Annotated in this window: 18 protein-coding genes; 17 read left to right on the forward strand and 1 reads right to left on the reverse strand. The window is 61.7% G+C overall.

Features of this window, described 5'->3' with window-relative positions; genetic code table 11:
* The first annotated feature begins 11 nt into the window (after positions 1-11).
* The 4 genes from A7X77_RS15085 (at position 12) to A7X77_RS15100 (ending at position 3,307) form a co-directional block, all read left to right on the forward strand.
* Positions 12-728, forward strand: a complete 717-nt coding sequence (locus tag A7X77_RS15085; protein ID WP_064683683.1) for an ABC transporter ATP-binding protein — start codon at positions 12-14, stop codon at positions 726-728.
* The gene (locus A7X77_RS15090) at positions 718-1,920 is read left to right on the forward strand and encodes an ABC transporter permease (protein WP_064683749.1); all 1,203 of its coding nucleotides are present in this window, start codon (positions 718-720) and stop codon (positions 1,918-1,920) included. The genes A7X77_RS15085 and A7X77_RS15090 overlap by 11 nt, the downstream gene beginning before the upstream one ends.
* A gap of 70 nt (positions 1,921-1,990) precedes the next feature.
* Positions 1,991-2,350 carry a VOC family protein gene (locus tag A7X77_RS15095; RefSeq protein ID WP_064683750.1) on the forward strand — a complete coding sequence of 120 codons (360 nt, stop codon included), beginning with the start codon at positions 1,991-1,993 and terminating at the stop codon, positions 2,348-2,350.
* A gap of 342 nt (positions 2,351-2,692) precedes the next feature.
* Complete coding sequence (locus A7X77_RS15100) at positions 2,693-3,307, forward strand: GntR family transcriptional regulator (RefSeq protein WP_064683684.1); 615 nt, start codon at positions 2,693-2,695, stop codon at positions 3,305-3,307.
* 50 nt (positions 3,308-3,357) lie between these two features.
* Here A7X77_RS15100 and A7X77_RS15105 read toward each other — a convergent pair whose 3' ends face one another.
* Positions 3,358-4,170 carry a ferredoxin--NADP reductase gene (locus tag A7X77_RS15105; RefSeq protein ID WP_010060954.1) on the reverse strand — a complete coding sequence of 271 codons (813 nt, stop codon included), beginning with the start codon at positions 4,168-4,170 and terminating at the stop codon, positions 3,358-3,360.
* Between the two features lie 347 nt (positions 4,171-4,517).
* Between A7X77_RS15105 and pcsA the strand changes: the two genes are divergently transcribed.
* The 13 genes from pcsA (at position 4,518) to glmS (ending at position 19,955) form a co-directional block, all read left to right on the forward strand.
* Positions 4,518-5,246, forward strand: a complete 729-nt coding sequence (gene pcsA, locus A7X77_RS15110; protein WP_010060952.1) for a phosphatidylcholine synthase — start codon at positions 4,518-4,520, stop codon at positions 5,244-5,246.
* Positions 5,247-5,256: 10 nt separating this feature from the next.
* On the forward strand, positions 5,257-6,237 hold the full coding sequence (locus A7X77_RS15115) for a quinone oxidoreductase family protein (protein ID WP_064683685.1): 981 nt from the start codon (positions 5,257-5,259) through the stop codon (positions 6,235-6,237).
* A gap of 39 nt (positions 6,238-6,276) precedes the next feature.
* On the forward strand, positions 6,277-7,845 hold the full coding sequence (locus tag A7X77_RS15120) for an ABC transporter ATP-binding protein (protein WP_064683686.1): 1,569 nt from the start codon (positions 6,277-6,279) through the stop codon (positions 7,843-7,845).
* Positions 7,835-8,920, forward strand: a complete 1,086-nt coding sequence (locus A7X77_RS15125) for an ABC transporter permease (RefSeq protein WP_064683687.1) — start codon at positions 7,835-7,837, stop codon at positions 8,918-8,920. The genes A7X77_RS15120 and A7X77_RS15125 overlap by 11 nt, the downstream gene beginning before the upstream one ends.
* Positions 8,917-9,837, forward strand: coding sequence for an ABC transporter permease (locus A7X77_RS15130; protein WP_064683688.1), 921 nt, complete (start codon positions 8,917-8,919; stop codon positions 9,835-9,837). The genes A7X77_RS15125 and A7X77_RS15130 overlap by 4 nt, the downstream gene beginning before the upstream one ends.
* 49 nt (positions 9,838-9,886) lie before the next feature.
* The gene (locus tag A7X77_RS15135) at positions 9,887-10,963 is read left to right on the forward strand and encodes a BMP family ABC transporter substrate-binding protein (protein WP_064683689.1); all 1,077 of its coding nucleotides are present in this window, start codon (positions 9,887-9,889) and stop codon (positions 10,961-10,963) included.
* A gap of 145 nt (positions 10,964-11,108) precedes the next feature.
* Positions 11,109-12,071 (forward strand): galactofuranose ABC transporter, galactofuranose-binding protein YtfQ, encoded by a 963-nt coding sequence (gene ytfQ / locus A7X77_RS15140; RefSeq protein ID WP_003559333.1) that lies wholly within the window; start codon positions 11,109-11,111, stop codon positions 12,069-12,071.
* A 120-nt stretch (positions 12,072-12,191) separates the two neighbouring features.
* Positions 12,192-13,715, forward strand: a complete 1,524-nt coding sequence (gene ytfR / locus A7X77_RS15145; RefSeq protein ID WP_064683690.1) for a galactofuranose ABC transporter, ATP-binding protein YtfR — start codon at positions 12,192-12,194, stop codon at positions 13,713-13,715.
* On the forward strand, positions 13,712-14,725 hold the full coding sequence (locus tag A7X77_RS15150; protein WP_064683691.1) for an ABC transporter permease: 1,014 nt from the start codon (positions 13,712-13,714) through the stop codon (positions 14,723-14,725). The genes ytfR and A7X77_RS15150 overlap by 4 nt, the downstream gene beginning before the upstream one ends.
* Positions 14,722-15,690, forward strand: a complete 969-nt coding sequence (gene yjfF, locus A7X77_RS15155) for a galactofuranose ABC transporter, permease protein YjfF (RefSeq protein WP_064683692.1) — start codon at positions 14,722-14,724, stop codon at positions 15,688-15,690. Before A7X77_RS15150 ends, yjfF begins: the two co-directional genes overlap by 4 nt.
* Before the next feature lie 16 nt (positions 15,691-15,706).
* A complete protein-coding gene (locus tag A7X77_RS15160) occupies positions 15,707-16,492 on the forward strand; it encodes a FadR/GntR family transcriptional regulator (protein WP_064683751.1) in 786 nt (261 codons plus the stop codon).
* 164 nt (positions 16,493-16,656) lie between these two features.
* Positions 16,657-18,018: a bifunctional UDP-N-acetylglucosamine diphosphorylase/glucosamine-1-phosphate N-acetyltransferase GlmU gene (gene glmU / locus A7X77_RS15165; RefSeq protein WP_064683693.1), complete on the forward strand. Its 1,362-nt coding sequence runs from the start codon at positions 16,657-16,659 to the stop codon at positions 18,016-18,018.
* Between the two features lie 110 nt (positions 18,019-18,128).
* Positions 18,129-19,955 carry a glutamine--fructose-6-phosphate transaminase (isomerizing) gene (glmS, locus tag A7X77_RS15170; protein ID WP_064683694.1) on the forward strand — a complete coding sequence of 609 codons (1,827 nt, stop codon included), beginning with the start codon at positions 18,129-18,131 and terminating at the stop codon, positions 19,953-19,955.
* The last annotated feature ends 3 nt before the right edge of the window (positions 19,956-19,958 follow it).

The following is a 19,958-nucleotide window of genomic DNA, read 5'->3' on the forward strand; positions in this document are numbered from 1 at the left end:
CGGAGAGATTGATGACAAGCCCGCCGCTCATCGAATTCAGGCAGGTCTCGAAAATTTACGGCGAGGGCGAGGCGGCGATCCGCGCCCTCGACCATGTCGACCTGGCTATTGAGGCCCATGAATTCGTCGCGATCATGGGGCCGTCGGGCTCCGGCAAGTCGACGGCGATGAACATCCTCGGCTGCCTCGACGTGCCGACATCCGGCGACTACATCTTCCAGGGCACCCCAACCAGCGGCTTCGACCGCGCCCAGCTGACGCTGTTGCGCCGCCACATGCTTGGGTTCGTCTTCCAGGGCTTCAACCTCCTGTCGCGCACCTCGGCGGTCGAAAATGTCGAACTGCCGCTGATCTATCGCGGCATCGCGGTTCGCGAGCGGCGCGAACGCGCAAGGGAAGCTCTGGCCCTGGTCGGCCTGTCCGGACGCGAGCACCACAAGACGCAGGAACTGTCAGGCGGCCAGCAGCAGCGCGTCGCCATTGCCCGCGCCATCGTCACCGAGCCGGCGCTGCTGCTCGCCGATGAGCCCACCGGCAATCTCGACACCAAGACCAGTACCGAAATCATGGATCTGCTGACGCGGCTGAACCGCGAGCAGGGCATCACCATCGTCATGGTCACGCATGAGCCCGATATTGCCGCCTATGCTGAGCGGCTGCTCAGGTTTGTCGACGGCAAGCTGGAGACCGAGGTCGAGCATCAAAGGAGGGCGGATCATTTTCTTTGAGACGCTGAAACTCGCGCTGCGCGCCATTAGCCGCAACATGCTGCGCTCCTTCCTGACCGTGCTCGGCGTCGTCATCGGCGTGGCCGCCGTCATCGCCCTGGTGACGATCGGCAACGGCACCACCGCGCAGGTTTCGACCGAATTGTCGCGGCTCGGCACCAACATGCTGTTCGTTCGTCCCGGCCAGTTCGGACCCGGCCGCGCCAGCTCCGAGGCCAAACGCTTCAGCGTCAAGGATGTCGCCGCCATCCGCGACCAGATCGGCGGCCTGAGGGCGGTGGCGCCGCTCAACCAGTCGACGGCGACGGTCATTTTTGGCGGCCAGAACCATTCGACCAGCGTTTATGGCACCACCAACGACTATTTCGTCGCGCAGGACTGGAACCTGGTGCTTGGCCGCAATTTCACGCCCGCCGAGGAGCGCGGCCAGTCCCGCTGCATCATCGGCGAGACGGTGCGCTCGCAGCTCTTCGGCGCCGCCGACCCGGTCGGCCAGCAGATCCGCGTCGGCAAGGTCTCATGTCCTGTGATCGGCGTGCTCGCCAGGCGTGGCCAGTCCGGCATGGGCACCGATCAGGACGATGTCGTCATCATGCCGGTCAAGGTGTTCCAGCGGCGCATCAGCGGCAACAGCAACGTGCCGCAGATCGTCATCTCGGCGCGCGACGGTGTGTCGACCGCCAAGGTGCAGGCCGATGTTGAAAACCTGCTGCGCGAACGCCGCAAGATCATTCCCGGCCGGCAGGACGATTTCAACGTCAACGACATGACGCAGATCGCCGAGGCGATGACCGGCACGACGACGCTTCTCACCGGCCTGCTCGGCGCGGTCGCCGCCATCAGCCTGCTCGTCGGCGGCATCGGCATCATGAACATCATGCTGGTCTCCGTCACCGAACGGACCCGCGAAATCGGCATTCGCCTGGCCATCGGCGCGCTCGAAAGCCAAGTGCTTACCCAGTTCCTCGTCGAGGCGGTGGCGCTGTCGCTCTTCGGCGGCATCACCGGCATCGTGCTGGGGCTCAGCCTCGGCCTGGTGTCGGTCACCCTCCTGAAGGTCCCCTTCGTCTTCAGCCCGATGATGGTCGCCGTCGCCTTCCTCTTCTCCGCCGCTATCGGCATGATCTTCGGCTATTTCCCGGCGAGACGGGCAGCCCAGCTGAACCCGATCGAGGCATTGCGGCACGAGTGACGCGGCGTGGTAAAACGCGCGATGTCCCGCTACTCCTATCAATCGGATGCAAGCTCTATCGGAGGTCCGCATCATGCTCAACAGGCTGGTGATCTACGCTGGGAATGTCGAGGAAACGGCACGGTTTTATGAGAAGCACTTCGGCTTCACGGCGACACGTCTGCCGGGCGACAGGATCGTTGAACTTGTCGCTCAGGACGGTGGCGCCAATTTAATGCTTCATCCGGCCGCCAAGGGGCAGCGGAGCGGCCAATCCATCGTCAAGCTCATCCTCGACGTGGAGGATGTCGAGGCTTTTTGCAGGCGTTGCGCGGAGAACGGCCTTGAGTTCGGTGCTCTCCACCAAGCCGACGGCTATGTGTTCGCCAATGCCAAAGACCCCTGTCAAAATTCGATCTCGGTGTCCAGCCGGGCTTTTCGCAAGAGCTGATCGAGGGTTAGGGGCCGGTGTGATGAAGCGACCGACGCGGCGTGGCTGTTTCCACCGGGGTGAGTTTAGCAAGAACGCCAAACCCACTCTCTGTCCTCCTCGGCCTTGAGCCGAGGATCCATCCCGCTGCCGCTGGTGGATGCGATGTGGATGCTCGCCTCAAGGCCGAGCACGACGGAGGGGGCGGCTAAATGAGTTCTTTCGTGGCGTAGACGCCTGAGTCCCAGAAACTCATGCCGATGTTATCTATTTGTCTCCATTCTGATATTTCAATGCCGACTTGTGTTCGGTTTTTGACCGTGCCACTATGTGATATATCAGAATGGGCAGCGGACTTTCAGCATGCAGACGTCACAAAGCCATCGTGCCTATCTCGCGCTGGAGCACCTGATTGTCACGCTGGCGCTGAAGCCCGGGGCGCTTGTCACCGAAAGGCAGCTGATCGATCTGGCCGGCCATGGGCGCACGCCGGTGCGCGAGGCGATCCAGAAGCTTGCCTGGCAGGGGTTGATCCTCGTCAAGCCGCGCGTCGGGCTGCAGGTGGCCGAAATCGCGGCGGAAGATCATGGCAATGTCATGCAGGTGCGCCGTGAGCTTGAGCCGATCGCGGCCGCATTGGCCGCCGAACATGCGACCGACGAGCAACGCGAACGTCTCGGCGACTGCACACGGGCGATGGAGGAATGTGCGGTGACCGGCGATCTCGCCGGCTTCTTCGCCGCCGACAAGGCTTTCGATGAAATCCTCGAGGATGCCTGCCCGAATGGTTTTATCGTCGCAGCGCTCGGCCCGGTTCAGACGCATTCGCGCCGTCTCTGGTATTCCACCGCAAGCCCCGAGCGCATGGATCGTGCCATCGCGCTGCATGTCGCCGTCATTCGCGCCATTCACCAGGGCCGGCCGAAGGAGGCGCGCGCCGCCATGGCGGAGCTGATCGACTATCTCGCCCAAAAATAGAAACGGCCCCGTTTCCGGAGCCGTTGTCAGATCTGTTTGTCGAAAAACTATCAGCCGACAAAGGCGCGTTCTATGACGAACTCGGCGGGCTTGCTGTTGGCGCCTTCATTGAGGCCGGCCTTTTCGAGCAGTTCCTTGGTGTCCTTCAGCATGGCCGAGGAGCCGCAGATCATGCCGCGGTCGATTGCCGGATCGAGCGGCGGCACGCCGAGATCGGTAAACAGCTTTCCTGACGAGATCAGGTCGGTGATGCGGCCGCGATATTCGAAGTCTTCGCGCGTGACGGTCGCATAATGGCGCAGCTTGTCGCCGACGACTTCTTTCAGCAGCTCGTCATTCTGGATCTCGTGCACGAGGTCGAAGCCGTATTTCAGCTCGGCGACATCGCGGGTCGTATGGGTGAGGATGACCTCCTCGAACTTCTCATAGGTCTCGGGATCGCGGATAAGGCTGGCGAACGGCGCAACGCCCGTTCCCGTCGAGAACATGTAAAGACGGCGGCCGGGGGTCAGCGCATCGAGCACCAGCGTTCCCGTCGGCTTCTTGCGCATCAGCACCTGGTCGCCCGGCTTGATCGCCTGCAGATGCGATGTGAGCGGGCCGTCCGGCACCTTGATCGAGAAGAATTCGAGCTCTTCGGCCCAGGCGGGGCTGGCGATCGAATAGGCGCGGAAGACCGGCTTGCCTTCGACCATCAGGCCGATCATCGCAAATTCGCCGGAACGGAAACGGAAGCCCTGCGGCCGGGTCATCGTGAAGCGGAAGAGCCGGTCGGTGTAATGCGTCACGGCAAGCACCGTCTCGGCGTAGACGCCGGCGGGGATGGACGAGGCGAAGTCTTCGGTCTTTGCAGGCGCGTTCATTGCGGTAGAGGATCCCGTTTCGTCGGATGAACTATCGGATGCGAGGCAGATATTACATATCGGGCTCGAATTAAAGGCATTCCATTCCACGCAGCGCTCCTGAAGGGAAATATGCATGTCATTGTCAGGATTCAATGGGATCTCGGGGGCGGGCTGGCAATTCGTATTTCCTGCTGGCGAAGCCCGGCAAAGGATGCATATTAGGGCGGCGCGCCTGATGTGGACGCCGGTTTTCGGCAAAAGCGGTGCGACAACAAGGATCTACGGGAACCGATTCAGCGACGGAATCGGTGCCTGTGGCAAAAAAGACGCTCGCCGGGGCGAGCGCGATAGGGCGGTCGGGGAATATGAAGATTTTCAATTATAAGCGTGTTCCTTACGCGGAAATGCGCGCCTTTTCCGTCCACATCCTGACGGCCTCCGGCTCCTTCCTTGCCTTCCTCGGCGTTGTGGCCGCCGCCGAACATCGTTTCATCGACATGTTCTGGTGGCTAGGGCTTGCCCTTCTGGTGGACGGCATCGATGGGCCGATCGCCCGTAAGGTGCGCGTCAAGGAAGTGCTGCCGAACTGGTCGGGCGACACGCTCGATAATATTATCGATTACGTCACCTATGTGCTGCTGCCGGCCTTTGCGCTCTATCAGAGCGGCATGATTGGCGAGCCTTGGTCCTTCGTCGCGGCCGGCATGATTGTTGTCTCCAGCGCTATCTATTATGCGGATATGGGCATGAAGACGGAAGAATATTTCTTTTCCGGCTTTCCCGTCGTCTGGAACATGATCGTCTTCACCTTGTTCGTCATCGACGCCAGTGCGACGACGGCACTTGCCGTCGTGATCGTTTCTGTGGTGCTAACCTTCCTGCCGATTAATTTCCTGCATCCGGTCCGCGTCCAAAGGCTGCGCCCGCTCAATCTCGGCGTCTTTTTCCTCTGGTCGGCGCTCGGCATCTATTCGCTGCTGAAAAATTTCCAGACGCCCGAATGGGCGCTCATTCTCTTCATTGTGACCGGGATCTATCTTTACGTCATCGGCGCGGTGCTGCAATTCTTCCCGGCCCTCGGACGGAAAGCTTAAGGACGGCAACATGACGAAGACCCAAGCAGTTTCATTCTCGAAGACCGGCGGACCTGATGTGTTCGAGTACGTCGACATCGATCTTGCGCCACCTGCGGCAGGTGAGGTGCAGATCCGCCAGTCTGCAGTCGGTCTCAACTTTATTGATGTCTATTTCCGCAATGGCTCCTACAAGGTGCCGCATCTGCCCTTTGTCACCGGCAAGGAGGGCGCCGGCACGGTGACGGCAGTCGGCCCTGGTGTGGAGGATTTCAAGGTCGGCGACCGTGTCGCCTATGCCAGTGCCGACGGCGCCTATAGTGTCGAGCGCAATATTGAGGCGCGTCATCTGGTGCATGTGCCCGGCGGCATAGAGCTCGAAACCGCGGCGGCCATGATGCTGAAGGGCATGACCGCGGAATATCTCCTGAACCGCACCTTCAAAGTCGGCCCTGAGACGGTCCTGCTGTTTCATGCCGCCGCCGGCGGCGTCGGCCTGATCGCCGGCCAATGGGCGAAGGCGCTCGGCGCCACTGTCATCGGCACGGCGGGATCTGAAGACAAGGTCGCGCTGGCGCTTGCCCATGGCTACGACCATGTCATCAATTACAAGAGCGAAGACTTCGTCGGCCGGGTCCGCGACATAACAGGCGGCAAGGGCGTCGATGTCGTCTATGATTCGATCGGCCGCGATACTTTTCCACAGTCGCTCGACTGCCTGAAGCCGCGGGGCCTTTTTGCCTCTTTCGGCCAGTCCTCCGGCCCGATCGAGAATTTCAGCCTTTCCCAGTTGGCGCAGAAGGGCTCGCTCTTTGCAACGCGGCCCACGCTCTTCACCTATATCGCCGCGCGCCAGGAATTGGTCGACAGTGCGAAAGCGCTATTTGATGTTGTGCAAAGCAACAAAGTGCGTATCAATGTCAATCAAACCTATCCGTTGCGTGAGGTTGGGCGGGCTCACGCGGATCTGGAAACAAGAAAAACAACAGGAACGACGCTGCTGATTCCATGAGATCCGAACGGACCGGTTGGCAGAAGAAATGAGGGGAACGTGTCGCCATTGAATGTACCGGATTCCGGTGCGTTACTATCCGTCCAGAAGCTGACGAAGTTTTTCGGTGGCTTTGCCGCCTGCAATGAAATCGATCTCGATATAGCGCCGGGCGAAATTCACGCGCTTCTTGGCGAAAATGGCGCCGGCAAATCCACGCTGGTAAAAATGCTGTTCGGTGTTCTGGAGCCGACGCACGGGCATATCCTCTGGCAGGGCAGCCCGGTCGCGGTCGGTTCGCCGGGCGAAGCCCGCAGGCTCGGCATCGGCATGGTCTTCCAGCATTTTTCATTGTTCGAAGCGCTGACCGTCGCCGAAAACATTGCGCTTTCCCTCGATGACAGCATTCCGATCGACCGAATCGCCGAGGAGGCGAGGGCGCTGTCGATCGCCTATGGCCTGCCGCTCGATCCGCATGCCCATGTCGCCGATCTCTCCGTCGGCGAGCGCCAGCGCATCGAGATCGTCCGTGCGCTGCTGCAAAATCCGAAGCTCATCATTCTCGATGAGCCGACCTCGGTGCTGACGCCGCAGGAGGCCGACAGGCTGTTCGAAACGCTGTTCAAGCTGCGCGCCGAGGGCCGCTCGGTTCTCTATATCAGCCACCGCCTGGAGGAAGTGCAGCGCATCTGCGATCGCGCCACCGTGTTGCGCCACGGTCGCGTGACCGGCGCCTGCGATCCGAAGCAGGAGACGCCCGCCTCGCTTGCCCGGATGATGGTCGGCAGCGAGGTGGCGACCGTCACCCATCCCGAGCGTTCTGACAAGGGGGAGGTGCAGCTTGCCGTTTCAAGCCTGTCGGTTGCCGCGCGCACGCCCTTTGCCATGCCGCTGCGTGATGTCTCCATGACGGTGCGCGCCGGTGAAATCCTTGCCATCGCCGGTGTTGCCGGCAACGGCCAGAGCGAGCTCTTCGATGCGCTCTCCGGCGAATATCCGGTCGCCTCGGCCGAGGCGATCGTCATCCGCAAGAAGCCTGTGGGCACGGAGGGCATCACCGCCCGCCGCCTGCTCGGCGCCGGCTTCGTGCCGGAGGAGCGGCATGGCCACGCCGCCGTTTCCGCGATGAAACTGTCGGACAATCTGGTGCTGGCCCGCAGCCAGTCGGATCGCAAAGCCTTTCTCGGCATTCTCGGCATCATCCGCCATGGCGCTGTGAAATCCGCCGCGCGGCGCATCTCCGAGGCAATGGATGTCCGCAAGAGCGGTGACGATCCCGCCGCCGGTTCTCTGTCCGGCGGCAATCTGCAGAAGTTCATCGTCGGCCGCGAGCTCGACCGCCAGCCGGCCGTCCTTGTCGTCAACCAGCCGACCTGGGGCGTTGATGCGGGCGCCGCAAGCCGCATCCGCCAGGCCTTGGTCGATCTCGCAAAGGCGGGCTCGGCCGTCGTCGTCATCAGCCAGGATCTCGACGAGATCTTCGAAGTGGCGACCGATATCGCCGTCATTTCCGAAGGGCGCCTTTCCAGGCCCTATCCGGCGGGTGAACTGACGCGCGAAAAAATCGGCTTGCTGATGGGTGGGCTGCACGAAGACAAGCATGCCGCGGAGGCAGCCCATGCGCGTTGAATTGGAAAGACGCCCCGACGTCTCGAAGCTCTTTGCCTTCGTCTCGCCGCTGCTGGCGCTTGTCCTGACGCTCGCCTTCGGCGCCATCATGTTCGCCATGCTCGGCAAGGATCCGGTCGAGGCGCTGAACGCCTTCTTCGTCGAGCCGCTGCTCGAAGTCTGGTCGCTGCACGAGCTGGCGATCAAGGCCGCACCGCTGATCCTGATCGCCGTCGGCCTTGCTGTCTGCTATCGCTCGAACAACTGGAATATCGGCGCCGAAGGCCAGTTTACCATCGGCGCCATCACCGGTTCCTATTTGCCGATCGTCTTCTACGACTGGCATTCGCCGCTGGTCCTGCCGCTGATGCTGGTACTGGGAGCGCTCGGCGGCGCGCTTTTCGCCGCCATTCCGGCGCTGTTGAAAGCGCATTTCAACACCAATGAAATCCTGACATCGCTGATGCTGGTCTATATCGCCCAGCTCTTCCTCGATTGGCTGATCCGCGGCGCCTGGCGCGATCCGAAAGGCTTCAACTTTCCCGTCTCGCGCGATTTCGCGCCGGAAGCAGTCCTGCCAGCGATCTGGGAGGAATCGGGCCGGGCCCATTGGGCCTTCATCTTCGCAATCGTTGCGGCGATCGGCGCCTGGTTCATGCTGCGCTATACGCTGAAAGGCTTCGAGATCGTCGTGCTCGGCCAGTCGGAGCGGGCAGGGCGCTTTGCCGGCTTCTCTTCGAAGAGGATGATCTGGTTCAGCTTCCTCTTCTCAGGCGCTCTTGCGGGCCTTGCCGGGATATCCGAGGTTTCCGGCTCGATCGGCCACCTGCAGCCGGCGATTTCGCCGGGCTATGGCTTCACCGCCATCATCGTTGCCTTCCTGGGGCGGCTTAATCCGCTCGGCATCATCGGCTCGGGTCTGGTGCTGGCGCTGACTTATCTCGGCGGCGAGGCAGCGCAGCTGTCGCTCGGCGTTTCCGACAAGGTCACCCGCGGCTTTCAGGGGCTGCTGCTCTTTTTCGTCCTCTCTTGCGATACGCTGATCTATTACAAGATCCGCATCGCCTGGTCGCGGGTCAGGGGTGGCGTGACATGAGCATCTTCGAAGCCATTCTGCTGACTGTCATCACTGCCTCGACGCCGCTCGTGATCGCCGCCCTCGGCGAACTCGTGACGGAGCGTTCGGGCGTTCTGAACCTCGGTGTCGAAGGCATGATGATCATCGGCGCCGTCGGTGCCTTTGCCGCAGCCCAGCTCACCGGATCGGCCTATATCGGCATTGTCGGCGGCATCGTCAGCGGCGCACTGTTTTCGCTGCTCTTCGCCTTCCTGACGCTGACGCTCGTCACCAATCAGGTGGCGACGGGCCTTGCCCTGACAATCCTGGGGCTTGGCGCGTCCGGCATGCTCGGCGAACCCTTCGTCGGCGCTCCAGGCATCCGGCTGCTGCCGATCGAAATCCCAGTGCTCTCGGCTATTCCCTATGTCGGAACTGTCCTCTTCAAGCAGGATCTGATCTTCTACCTGTCGATTCTGCTCATTGTCGCCGTCAACTGGTTCCTCTTCAGGAGCCGGACCGGCCTGAAGATACGCGCCATCGGCGATAATCACGCCTCCGCGCATGCGCTCGGCATCAACGTCATCCGCGCGCGCTATCTCGCCGTGATGTTCGGCGGTGCATGCGCAGGCCTTGCAGGGGCACAGCTGTCGCTGATCTACACGCCGCAGTGGACCGAGAATATGTCGGCCGGGCGGGGCTGGATTGCGCTGGCGCTTGTCGTCTTCTCCTCGTGGCGGCCTTGGCGCCTGCTGGCTGGCGGTTATCTCTTCGGGGCGGTGACGATCCTGCAACTGCACGCGCAGGCCTTCGGCGTCGGCATTCCATCGCAGTTCCTGTCGATGCTGCCCTATGCGGCGACGGTTGTGGTCCTCATCATCATCTCGCATAATCGGCGCACGACGTTGATCAATACGCCGGCCTCGCTTGGCAAAGCCTTCGTGCCTGACCGGTGAGCAACAACAAAAGAGACGGGTTTCGAACTTCCAACCAACAGGGATCGCTATGAAAAAACTTGCACTTGCTCTCGCAGCGACAGCTGCCCTCGTCCTGAGCATCGGTTCGGCTGCCGAGGCTGCCGACAAGACCAAGGTCTGCTTCGTCTATGTCGGCACCCGCACCGATGGCGGCTGGACGCAGGCCCATGAAAACGGCCGCCTCCAGGTCGAGAAGGAATTCGCCGATAAGGTCGAAACGTCCTTCCTCGAAAGTGTTCCGGAGGGTCCGGATGCCGAACGCGCCATCGAGCGCATGGCCCGTTCCGGCTGCGCTCTGATCTTCACCACATCGTTCGGCTACATGGACGCGACCGTTGCCGTCGCCAAGAAGTTTCCGAAGGTGAAGTTCGAGCACGCGACGGGCTTCAAGGCCGCAGACAACGTCGCGACCTACAATTCGCGCTTCTACGAAGGCCGCTACATCAGCGGCATTATCGCCGGCAAGCTGTCGAAGACCGGCACGGCAGGCTATATCGCCTCCTTCCCGATCCCCGAGGTCGTGATGGGCATCAACGCCTTTGAAACCGGCGCCAAGTCGGTCAATCCGAACTTCAAGATGAAGGTCATCTGGGTCAATACCTGGTTCGACCCGGGCAAGGAAGCCGATGCCGCCAAGGCGCTGCTCGACCAGGGCGTTGATATTCTTACCCAGCACACGGACACGACCGCTCCGATGCAGGTTGCCGAGCAACGCGGCGTCAAGGCATTCGGCCAGGCCTCCGACATGATTAAGGCTGGCCCGAACGTACAGCTCACCGCGATCATCGACACTTGGGGCAACTATTACGTCAAGCGCGTCCAGGCGCTTCTCGACGGCACCTGGAAGTCGGAACAGAGCTGGGATGGTCTCAAGGACGGCATTCTGACGATGGCGCCGTACACGAACATGCCCGACGACGTGAAGAAACTCGCCGAAGAAGCCGAAGCCAAGATCAAGTCGGGCGAGTTGCATCCCTTCACCGGCCCGATCAACAAGCAGGACGGTACGCCCTGGCTGAAGGCCGGCGAGAAGGCCGATGACGGCACGCTGCTCGGCATGAACTTCTACGTCGAAGGCGTCGACGACAAGCTGCCGGCGCAATAACCGGTTGCCGATTTTGCAGATGCGAAGGGCGTCCCTGTGGACGCCCTTTTTTTGTTGCGGCGCATCCTAAAAAACCGATTTACAAAAGTAATACTATATGATTTTTTGACCCTGCGCCGCGAAGGAGCGGCATTGGGAGGATATCATGAAATTGAAGACTGCACTCTTGAGTGCTACGATTCTTGCTGCCTGCATGTTCGGTTCGGCTTCGGCCGCCGGCCTGACCGTCGGTTTCTCGCAGATCGGCTCGGAATCGGGTTGGCGTGCGGCTGAAACGACCGTAACCAAGGAGCAGGCCAAGAAGCGGGGCATCGATCTGAAGTTTGCCGATGCCCAGCAGAAGCAGGAAAACCAGATCAAGGCCCTGCGCTCCTTCATCGCCCAGGGCGTCGACGCCATCCTGATTGCTCCGGTCGTCGAAACCGGTTGGGACGATGTTCTCAAGGAAGCCAAGGAAGCCAAGATTCCGGTCATCCTGCTCGACCGCACGATCAAGGCTCCTGACGATCTCTACCTGACGGCTGTCACCTCGGACCTCGTCCATGAAGGCAAGGTCGCCGGCGACTTCCTGGTCAAGACCGTTGGCGACAAGAAGTGCAATGTCGTCGAGTTGCAGGGCACGACCGGTTCGTCGCCGGCCATCGCCCGCAAGAAGGGCTTCGAAGAAGCTCTCGCCGGCCACGACAACCTCAAGATCGTTCGCAGCCAGACCGGCGACTTCACCCGTACCAAGGGTAAGGAAGTCATGGAAAGCTTCCTGAAGGCCGAGAATGGCGGCAAGGATATCTGCGCGCTTTACGCCCATAACGACGACATGGCGGTGGGCGCCATCCAGGCGATCAAGGAAGCCGGCCTGAAGCCCGGCAAGGACATCCTCGTCGTCTCGATCGACGCCGTGCCCGATATTTTCAAGGCAATGTCGGAAGGCGAGGCCAATGCCACGGTCGAGCTGACGCCGAATATGGCTGGTCCGGCCTTCGATGCGCTCGAAGCCTATCTGAAGGACAAGAAGGCTCCGGCGAAGTGGATCCAAACGGAATCCAAGCTCTACACGCCAGCCGACGAGCCGATGAAGGTTTACGAAGAGAAGAAGGGTCAGGGCTACTGATTTGATCCTGGAACCGTACCGGCCCATCATGGACCGGTACGGACCTGCCGGTGCCGGGCCGGGCGTCATGCCCGGTTTTGGCGCAGGCGCAAGGCGCAATATCAGGAAACAGCAGCCCTCATGGTTCACAATAACGAGACTATTCTCGCAGCCTCGGCCATATCGAAATTCTTTCCCGGCGCCATCGCATTGGACAAGGTGGATTTCACGCTGCGCCGCGGCGAGGTTCATGCCCTTCTCGGCGAGAACGGTGCCGGCAAATCGACGCTGATCAAGTGCATCACCGGCGCCTACCATCGTGACGAAGGCAGCCTGATGCTGGACGGCCAGGAGATCAATCCGGCCAATACGCTCGCTGCCCAGAATCTCGGCATCGGCACCGTCTATCAGGAGGTCAACCTCCTCTCCAATCTGAGCGTCGCCGAAAATCTCTTTCTCGGCCGCCAGCCGAGGCGTTTTGGCATGACCGACGTGCGCGCGATGAACCGCAAGGCGCGCGAACTGCTTGTCGGTTACGGCATCGATATCGACGTCACCGCCGAACTCAGTCGCTTCTCGGTCGCCGTCCAGCAGGTGGTCGCAATCGCCCGTGCCGTCGATCTCTCCGGCAAGGTGCTGATACTGGATGAGCCGACGGCAAGCCTCGACAACCAGGAAGTGGCGCTGCTCTTCCGCATCATCGAGGATTTGAAGAAGCGTGGTCTCGGCATCGTCTTCATCACCCATTTCCTCGAGCAGGTCTATGCGATCAGCGATCGCATCACCGTACTGCGCAACGGCAAGCTTGTCGGCACCCGCGACGCCGCCGATCTGCCGCGCCAGGGCCTGATCGCTATGATGCTTGGCCGCGAGCTCGCCCAGGCCGAAGAGACGGTTAGGAAACACAGCATAGCGGCGGGCGAGGTCCGCTACAGATTTGCCGGCTACGGCAAACGCGGCAAGGTCAAACCCTTCGATCTCGATGTGCGCGCGGGCGAGGTGGTCGGCATCGCCGGCCTGCTCGGCTCCGGGCGCACCGAAACCGCCGAACTGCTCTTCGGCGTCGAGCATGCCGATAGCGGCAGCGCCACGATCGACGGCCAGCCTGCAACCCTCTCCAGCCCGCGCGCGGCGATCGAAAAGGGCTTCGGCTTCTGCCCCGAGGACCGCAAGACCGATGGCATCGTCGGCGACCTGTCGATCAGGGAAAATATCGCCTTGGCACTGCAGGCCCGCCGCGGCTGGACCCGGCCGCTGTCGCGCGCCGAGCAGAATGCGCTGGCCGACCGCTACATCAAGGCGCTCGACATCAGAACGACCGACCGTGAAAAGCCAATCCGGCTGCTCTCCGGCGGCAACCAGCAGAAGGCGATCCTCGCCCGCTGGCTGGCGACCAATCCCAAGTTCCTCATCCTCGACGAGCCAACCCGCGGCATCGACGTCGGCGCCCATGCCGAGATCATCCGGCTCATCGAACAGCTCTGCGCCGAAGGCATGTCATTGATCGTAATTTCCTCAGAACTTGAAGAGCTTGTCGCCTATAGTTCACGTGTTATCGTACTTCGCGACAGGCAGCATATCGCCGAACTCACCGGCGAGCGCATCACCGCCGCCGGTATCGTCGATGCCATTGCCGCCGCCGAACACAAGACGGAGGACGCATGAAATCCTCCCGGAACGCGCTGGCCTACCGCCTGGCGCCGCAATTGATCGCTCTCGCTGTCATTCTTTTGTTAAATTTCATAACTTCACCGCAGTTTTTTAATGTGGTGGTTCAGAATGGACGCCTCTATGGCAGCCTGATCGACGTGCTCAATCGCGGCGCGCCGGTGGCGCTCTTGGCGATCGGCATGACGCTAGTGATTGCCACCAAAGGCATCGACCTGTCCGTCGGCGCGATCATCGCCATCTGCGGCGCCGTTGCCGCATCATCGATCGTGTCCGGAAATTCAGTTGCCTACACCATTCTGTTGACGCTGGCGATCGGGCTTGCCTGCGGCGTCTGGAACGGTTTCCTGGTGGCGATCCTCAACATCCAGCCGATTATCGCCACGCTGGTGCTGATGGTCGCCGGCCGCGGCATCGCCCAGCTCATCACCGAGGGCGCCATCCTGACCTTCAACGATGACGGTCTGATCTTCTTCGGCAGCGGTTCCATGGCTCTGTTGCCGATGCCTGTGGTCATCTGGCTGCTCGTCGGGTTGCTCGTCATCCTGCTCGTCCGCCGCACGGCGCTCGGCATGCTGCTCGAAGCCGTCGGCATCAACCGCCGCGCCAGCACGCTCTCCGGCATCCAGACGCCGGTGCTGCTGATGGCCGTCTATATGCTGAGCGGGCTCTGCGCCTCGATCGCGGGCGTCATCGTCGCGGCCGACATCAAGGGCGCCGACGCCAACAATGCCGGTCTCTGGCTGGAACTTGACGCCATTCTCGCCGTTGTCGTCGGCGGCAATTCGCTGCTCGGCGGTCGCTTCAGCATCGTGGGATCGCTGATCGGCGCCATGATCATCCAGGCTGTCAATACGGGTATCCTGTCCTCCGGCTTTCCGCCCGAATTCAATCTGATCATCAAGGCGGTGATCATCATCGTGATCCTCGTCATCCAGTCGCCGGCGGTGCAGTCGCTCGCCATCTTTGCCAGCCGCCGGCAGGGCGGAAGGGAGCAGCCGAAATGAACTCCAAATACCTGCCGCTGCTTGCGACCATCGTCATCTTCGTGCTCGCCTATGCCGGCTGCACGCTGCAATATCCGAATATGCTGTCGACGCGCGTCATCGGCAATCTTTTGACCGACAACGCCTTCCTCGGCATTGCCGCGGTCGGCATGACCTTCGTCATCATTTCCGGCGGCATCGATCTGTCGATCGGCTCGATCATCGCATTTACCGGCGTCTTCCTCGCCGTTATCCTGCAGAACAGTTCCATTCATCCGCTGCTCGCCTTCGCGATCGTCCTCGTCATCACCACCGCCTTCGGTGCCGTCATGGGCGCGATCATCCATTATCTCGAAATGCCGGCCTTTATCGTCACACTTGCAGGTATGTTCCTGGCGCGCGGTATCGCCTTCGTGCTCTCGATCGACAGCATTCCGATCAATCACGACTATTATTCGACGCTGACGAGCCTCTATTGGCGGCTGCCCGGAGGCGGGCGGTTGACGCTGATCGGCGCCGTCATGCTTCTGGTTTTCGCTGCCGGCATCTTCATCGCCCACCGCACCCGCTTCGGCACCAATGTCTATGCGCTCGGCGGCGGTCCGCAGACGGCGCGGCTGATGGGCGTGCCGGTCGGCCGCACGACGATCCAGATCTATGCGCTGTCGGGTTTTCTCGCCGGCCTATCCGGAATCGTTTTTTCGCTGTACACCTCTGCTGGATATTCTCTTGCGGCGGTCGGCGTCGAGCTCGACGCCATCGCGGCAGTCGTCATCGGAGGGACGCTGCTGACCGGAGGAGCGGGATTCGTTGCGGGAACCTTGATCGGTATCCTGATCCAGGGGCTCATTCAGACCTACATCACCTTCGACGGCACGCTGTCGAGCTGGTGGACGAAGATCCTGATCGGCCTTCTGCTGTTTGCATTCATCCTGATGCAGAAGGCGATCCTGTTCCTTTCCAGTTTGAACAAGAGGTATGCCTGAGAGGGAGACGGATCGCTTGCGCAACAAATTGATCGAGACTCGCAAGACAGGGCGCCGGACGCGGACAAGCCACGCACAGGTGGTCGACGAGCTCGGCAAGGCGATCGTCGCCGGCACCTATCCCGTCGGCTCGATCCTGCCGGGCGATACGGAACTGGCGCAACGCTTCAAGGTGTCGCGCACGGTCTTGCGCGAGACGATGAAGACGCTCGCTGCCAAGGGCATGGTCGTCGCCAAGGCGCGCGTCGGTACGCGTGTGACCGAGAAGAACCTCTGGAACATGTTCGACAGCGAGATCATTGCCTGGCACTTCGACAGTGGCGTGACGGAAGAATTCCTGTTGCAGCTTTACGATATCCGGCTTGCCGTCGAACCCTTCGCCGCCGGCCTCGTCGCCGAGAGGGCCAATGCCGAGGAAATCGAGACGTTGCGCGGGCTGGCGGAGGAGATGGCGGCGAGCGACCATACCGCCGACAGCCTGGCGCTCGCCGACCTGCACTTTCACCTGGCGCTCGCTGAAGCCTCGCACAATCCCTTCATGCGCACGCTCGGCAGCCTCATCGAGGCGGCTCTCGTCGGCATGTTCCGCATCAGTACGCCGCCTTCCGAAAATGGGTTTGCCAATATTGCCGACACCCATATGCGCATCGTCGATGCCATCGCTGCCGGTGATAGCGCCGCCGCGCGCCGGGCGATGGAGGTCGTCATCTTGGACGGCCGCGATCATGTGCGCGAATCCTTTGCGACCAGCGGCTCTCCTGATGTCATGGAGCCGCTTTCGCCGGAAATTTCACCTAAGTAGGGGCTTTGCCTGAGCTGTGGCTTTGCGCTTCTTTGGAGACGCGCAAAGTACGCCGCCGCACTTCGATCCTTCTATCGCGGCGGCCGAAAATCGATTCCGATTTCAGGAATTATGCAGTATGAGGCAGCAAAGCCGCCTTATCGCGCGGATTCGCGGAGCAGATCATGGAACGTACTTGCCTTGCCGTCATCCTTGCTGCCGGTGACAGCACGCGGATGAAATCCTCGAAATCGAAGGTGCTGCATCCGGTCGCCGGGCGGCCGATGATCGCCCACGTGGTCGAGGCGGTCGCTTCCGCCGGCATTTCCTCCGTCGCCCTTGTCGTAGGCCGCGACGCCGAGGAGGTGGCAAAGGCCGCCAGCATCGATGGTGTCGGCGTCGAATCCTATCTCCAGCAGCAGCGCCTCGGCACCGGCCATGCGGTGCTGGCGGCGCGCGAAGCGATCGCCAGGGGGTATGATGATATCCTCGTCACCTATGGCGACGTGCCGCTGCAGACCGACGGCCCGCTGAAAGCCGCCCGCCAGGGTCTTGCCGATGGCAGCGACATCGTCGTCATCGGCTTTCACACCGACCGTCCGACCGGCTATGGCCGGCTTCTCGTCAAGGACGGCGAATTGATCGCCATCCGCGAGGAGAAGGATGCGACCGATGCCGAGCGCGCTGTCACCTGGTGCAACAGCGGGCTGATGGCGATCAACGGCCGCAAGGCGCTCGATCTGCTCTCGCGCATCGGCAATGCCAATGCCAAGGGCGAATTCTATCTGACCGATCTCGTCGAGATCGCCCGCTCGCTCGGCGGCCGCGTCACTGCCGTCGACGCCCCCGAAATCGAGATGACCGGCTGCAACAACCGCGCCGAACTCGCCGTCATCGAGCGCTTCTGGCAGGAGCGCCGCCGCCGCGAGATGATGCTGGCGGGCGTCACCATGATCGCACCGGAAACGGTGTTCCTCTCCTACGATACCGTCATCGGCCAGGATGCGCTGATCGAACCGAATGTTGTCTTCGGTCCCGGCGCGGTGATCAACAGCGGCGCCGTCATTCACGCCTTCTCGCATATCGAAGGCGCCCATGTCAGTGAGGGCGCTACCGTCGGCCCCTTCGCGCGACTGCGGCCGGGGGCCGATCTCGCCAATGGTTCCAAGGTCGGCAATTTCTGCGAGGTGAAGAACGGCCGGATCGGCGAGGGCGCCAAGGTCAACCATCTCACTTACATCGGCGATGCCGTCATCGGCGCCGGCAGCAATATCGGCGCCGGCACGATCACCTGCAATTATGACGGGGTCAACAAAAGCGAGACGGTGATCGGCGAGAACGCCTTTATCGGCTCCAACTCCTCGCTGGTCGCGCCGGTGACGATCGGCGACGGCGCCTATGTCGGCTCCGGCAGCGTCATCACCGCCGACGTGCCGGCCGATGCGCTGGCCCTCGGCCGCGCCCGCCAGGAGATCAAGCCCGGTCGCGCGTCCTTGCTGCGCGAACGCGCGCTCACCATCAAGGCGGCAAAGAAGGCGAAAGCCTGAGGGACGCTTTGCGTAACCGGCGGAAATTGAAAGTGACCGCCGAGGCCATTGAGAAATAAGCGGAAATCGTTAGGACTGGCCTCGTTATCGAAGGCTTATGGGGATATTGCATGTGCGGAATTGTGGGGATCGTCGGAACTCAGCCTGTCGCCGGGCGCCTGGTCGATGCGCTGAAGCGTCTCGAATATCGCGGTTATGATTCCGCCGGCGTCGCCACCATCCATGAGGGCGTGATGGATCGCCGCCGCGCCGAGGGCAAGCTCTTCAATCTCGAAAAACGCCTCGATGCGGAACCGCTGCCGGGTCTGGTCGGAATCGCCCATACCCGCTGGGCCACTCATGGCGTGCCGAACGAGACCAATGCCCATCCGCATTTCGTCGAAGGCGTCGCCGTCGTCCATAACGGCATCATCGAGAATTTCTCCGAGCTTCGTGACGAGTTGACCGCGGACGGCTCGGTCTTCGAAACCCAGACCGACACCGAGGTCGTCGCCCAGCTGATGGCAAAATATGTGCGCGAGGGCTTCGATCCGCGCGCCGCCATGCTGAAGATGCTGAACCGCGTGACCGGCGCCTATGCGCTGGCCGTCATGCTCAAGGCCGATCCCGGCACGATCATGGCCGCCCGTTCCGGCCCGCCGCTTGCCGTCGGCTACGGCCGCGGCGAGATGTTTCTCGGCTCGGACGCCATCGCGCTCTCGCCCTTCACCAACGAAATCACCTATCTCGTCGACGGCGACTGCGCCGTCATCACGCGGGATAGCGTCTCGGTGGTCGATTTCACCGGCAAGCCGGTCAAGCGCGCCCGCCAGATCTCGCAGGCGACCGCCTATGTCGTCGACAAGGGCAACCACCGCCACTTCATGGAAAAGGAAATCTACGAGCAGCCGGAGGTGATCTCCCACGCGCTCAGCCACTATGTGGATTTCGCGGAGAACACGATCGGCGCCAACGCCGCGGCGATCGATTTCAAAGCGGCGAGCGGCCTGGCGATTTCTGCCTGCGGCACCGCCTATCTTGCCGGTCTCGTCGGCAAATACTGGTTCGAGCGATATGCCCGACTGCCGGTGGAGATCGACGTCGCCTCGGAATTCCGCTATCGCGAAATGCCGCTTTCGCCGTCGCAGGCAGCGCTCTTCATCTCCCAGTCCGGCGAGACCGCCGATACGCTGGCATCGCTGCGCTATTGCCGGGAGAACGGCCTGAAGATCGGCGCAGTCGTCAATGTCCGCGAATCGACGATCGCCCGCGAATCCGACGCCGTCTTCCCGATCATGGCTGGCCCCGAAATCGGCGTCGCCTCGACCAAGGCCTTCACCTGCCAGCTTGCTGTGCTGGCGTCGCTGGCGATCGGCGCCGGCAAGGCACGTGGCACGGTGAGCGCTGAGGAGGAGAGGGCGCTGGTGCGTCATCTCGCCGAAATGCCGCGCATCATGAGCCGGGTGCTCAACCTCATCCAGCCGCAGATGGAAAGCCTTTCACGCGAACTGTCGAAATGTAAGGACGTGCTTTATCTTGGCCGCGGCACCAGCTTCCCGCTCGCCATGGAAGGCGCGCTGAAGCTCAAGGAAATCTCCTACATCCACGCCGAAGGTTATGCCGCCGGCGAATTGAAGCATGGGCCGATCGCGCTGATCGACGAGAACATGCCCGTCATCGTCATCGCCCCCTACGATCGTTTCTTCGAAAAGACCGTCTCGAACATGCAGGAGGTTGCAGCCCGCGGCGGCCGTATCATCTTCATCACCGACGAGGCGGGTGCGGCAGCCTCGAAACTGCCGACGATGGCGACGATCACCCTTCCCGTGGTCGACGAAATCATCGCGCCGATGATCTTCTCGCTGCCGATCCAGCTGCTCGCCTATCACACCGCTGTCTTCATGGGCACCGATGTCGACCAGCCCCGCAATCTGGCGAAATCGGTGACCGTGGAATAAGCC

This window comes from Rhizobium bangladeshense (assembly GCF_001662075.1).
Taxonomy (GTDB): Bacteria; Pseudomonadota; Alphaproteobacteria; order Rhizobiales; family Rhizobiaceae; genus Rhizobium; species Rhizobium bangladeshense_B.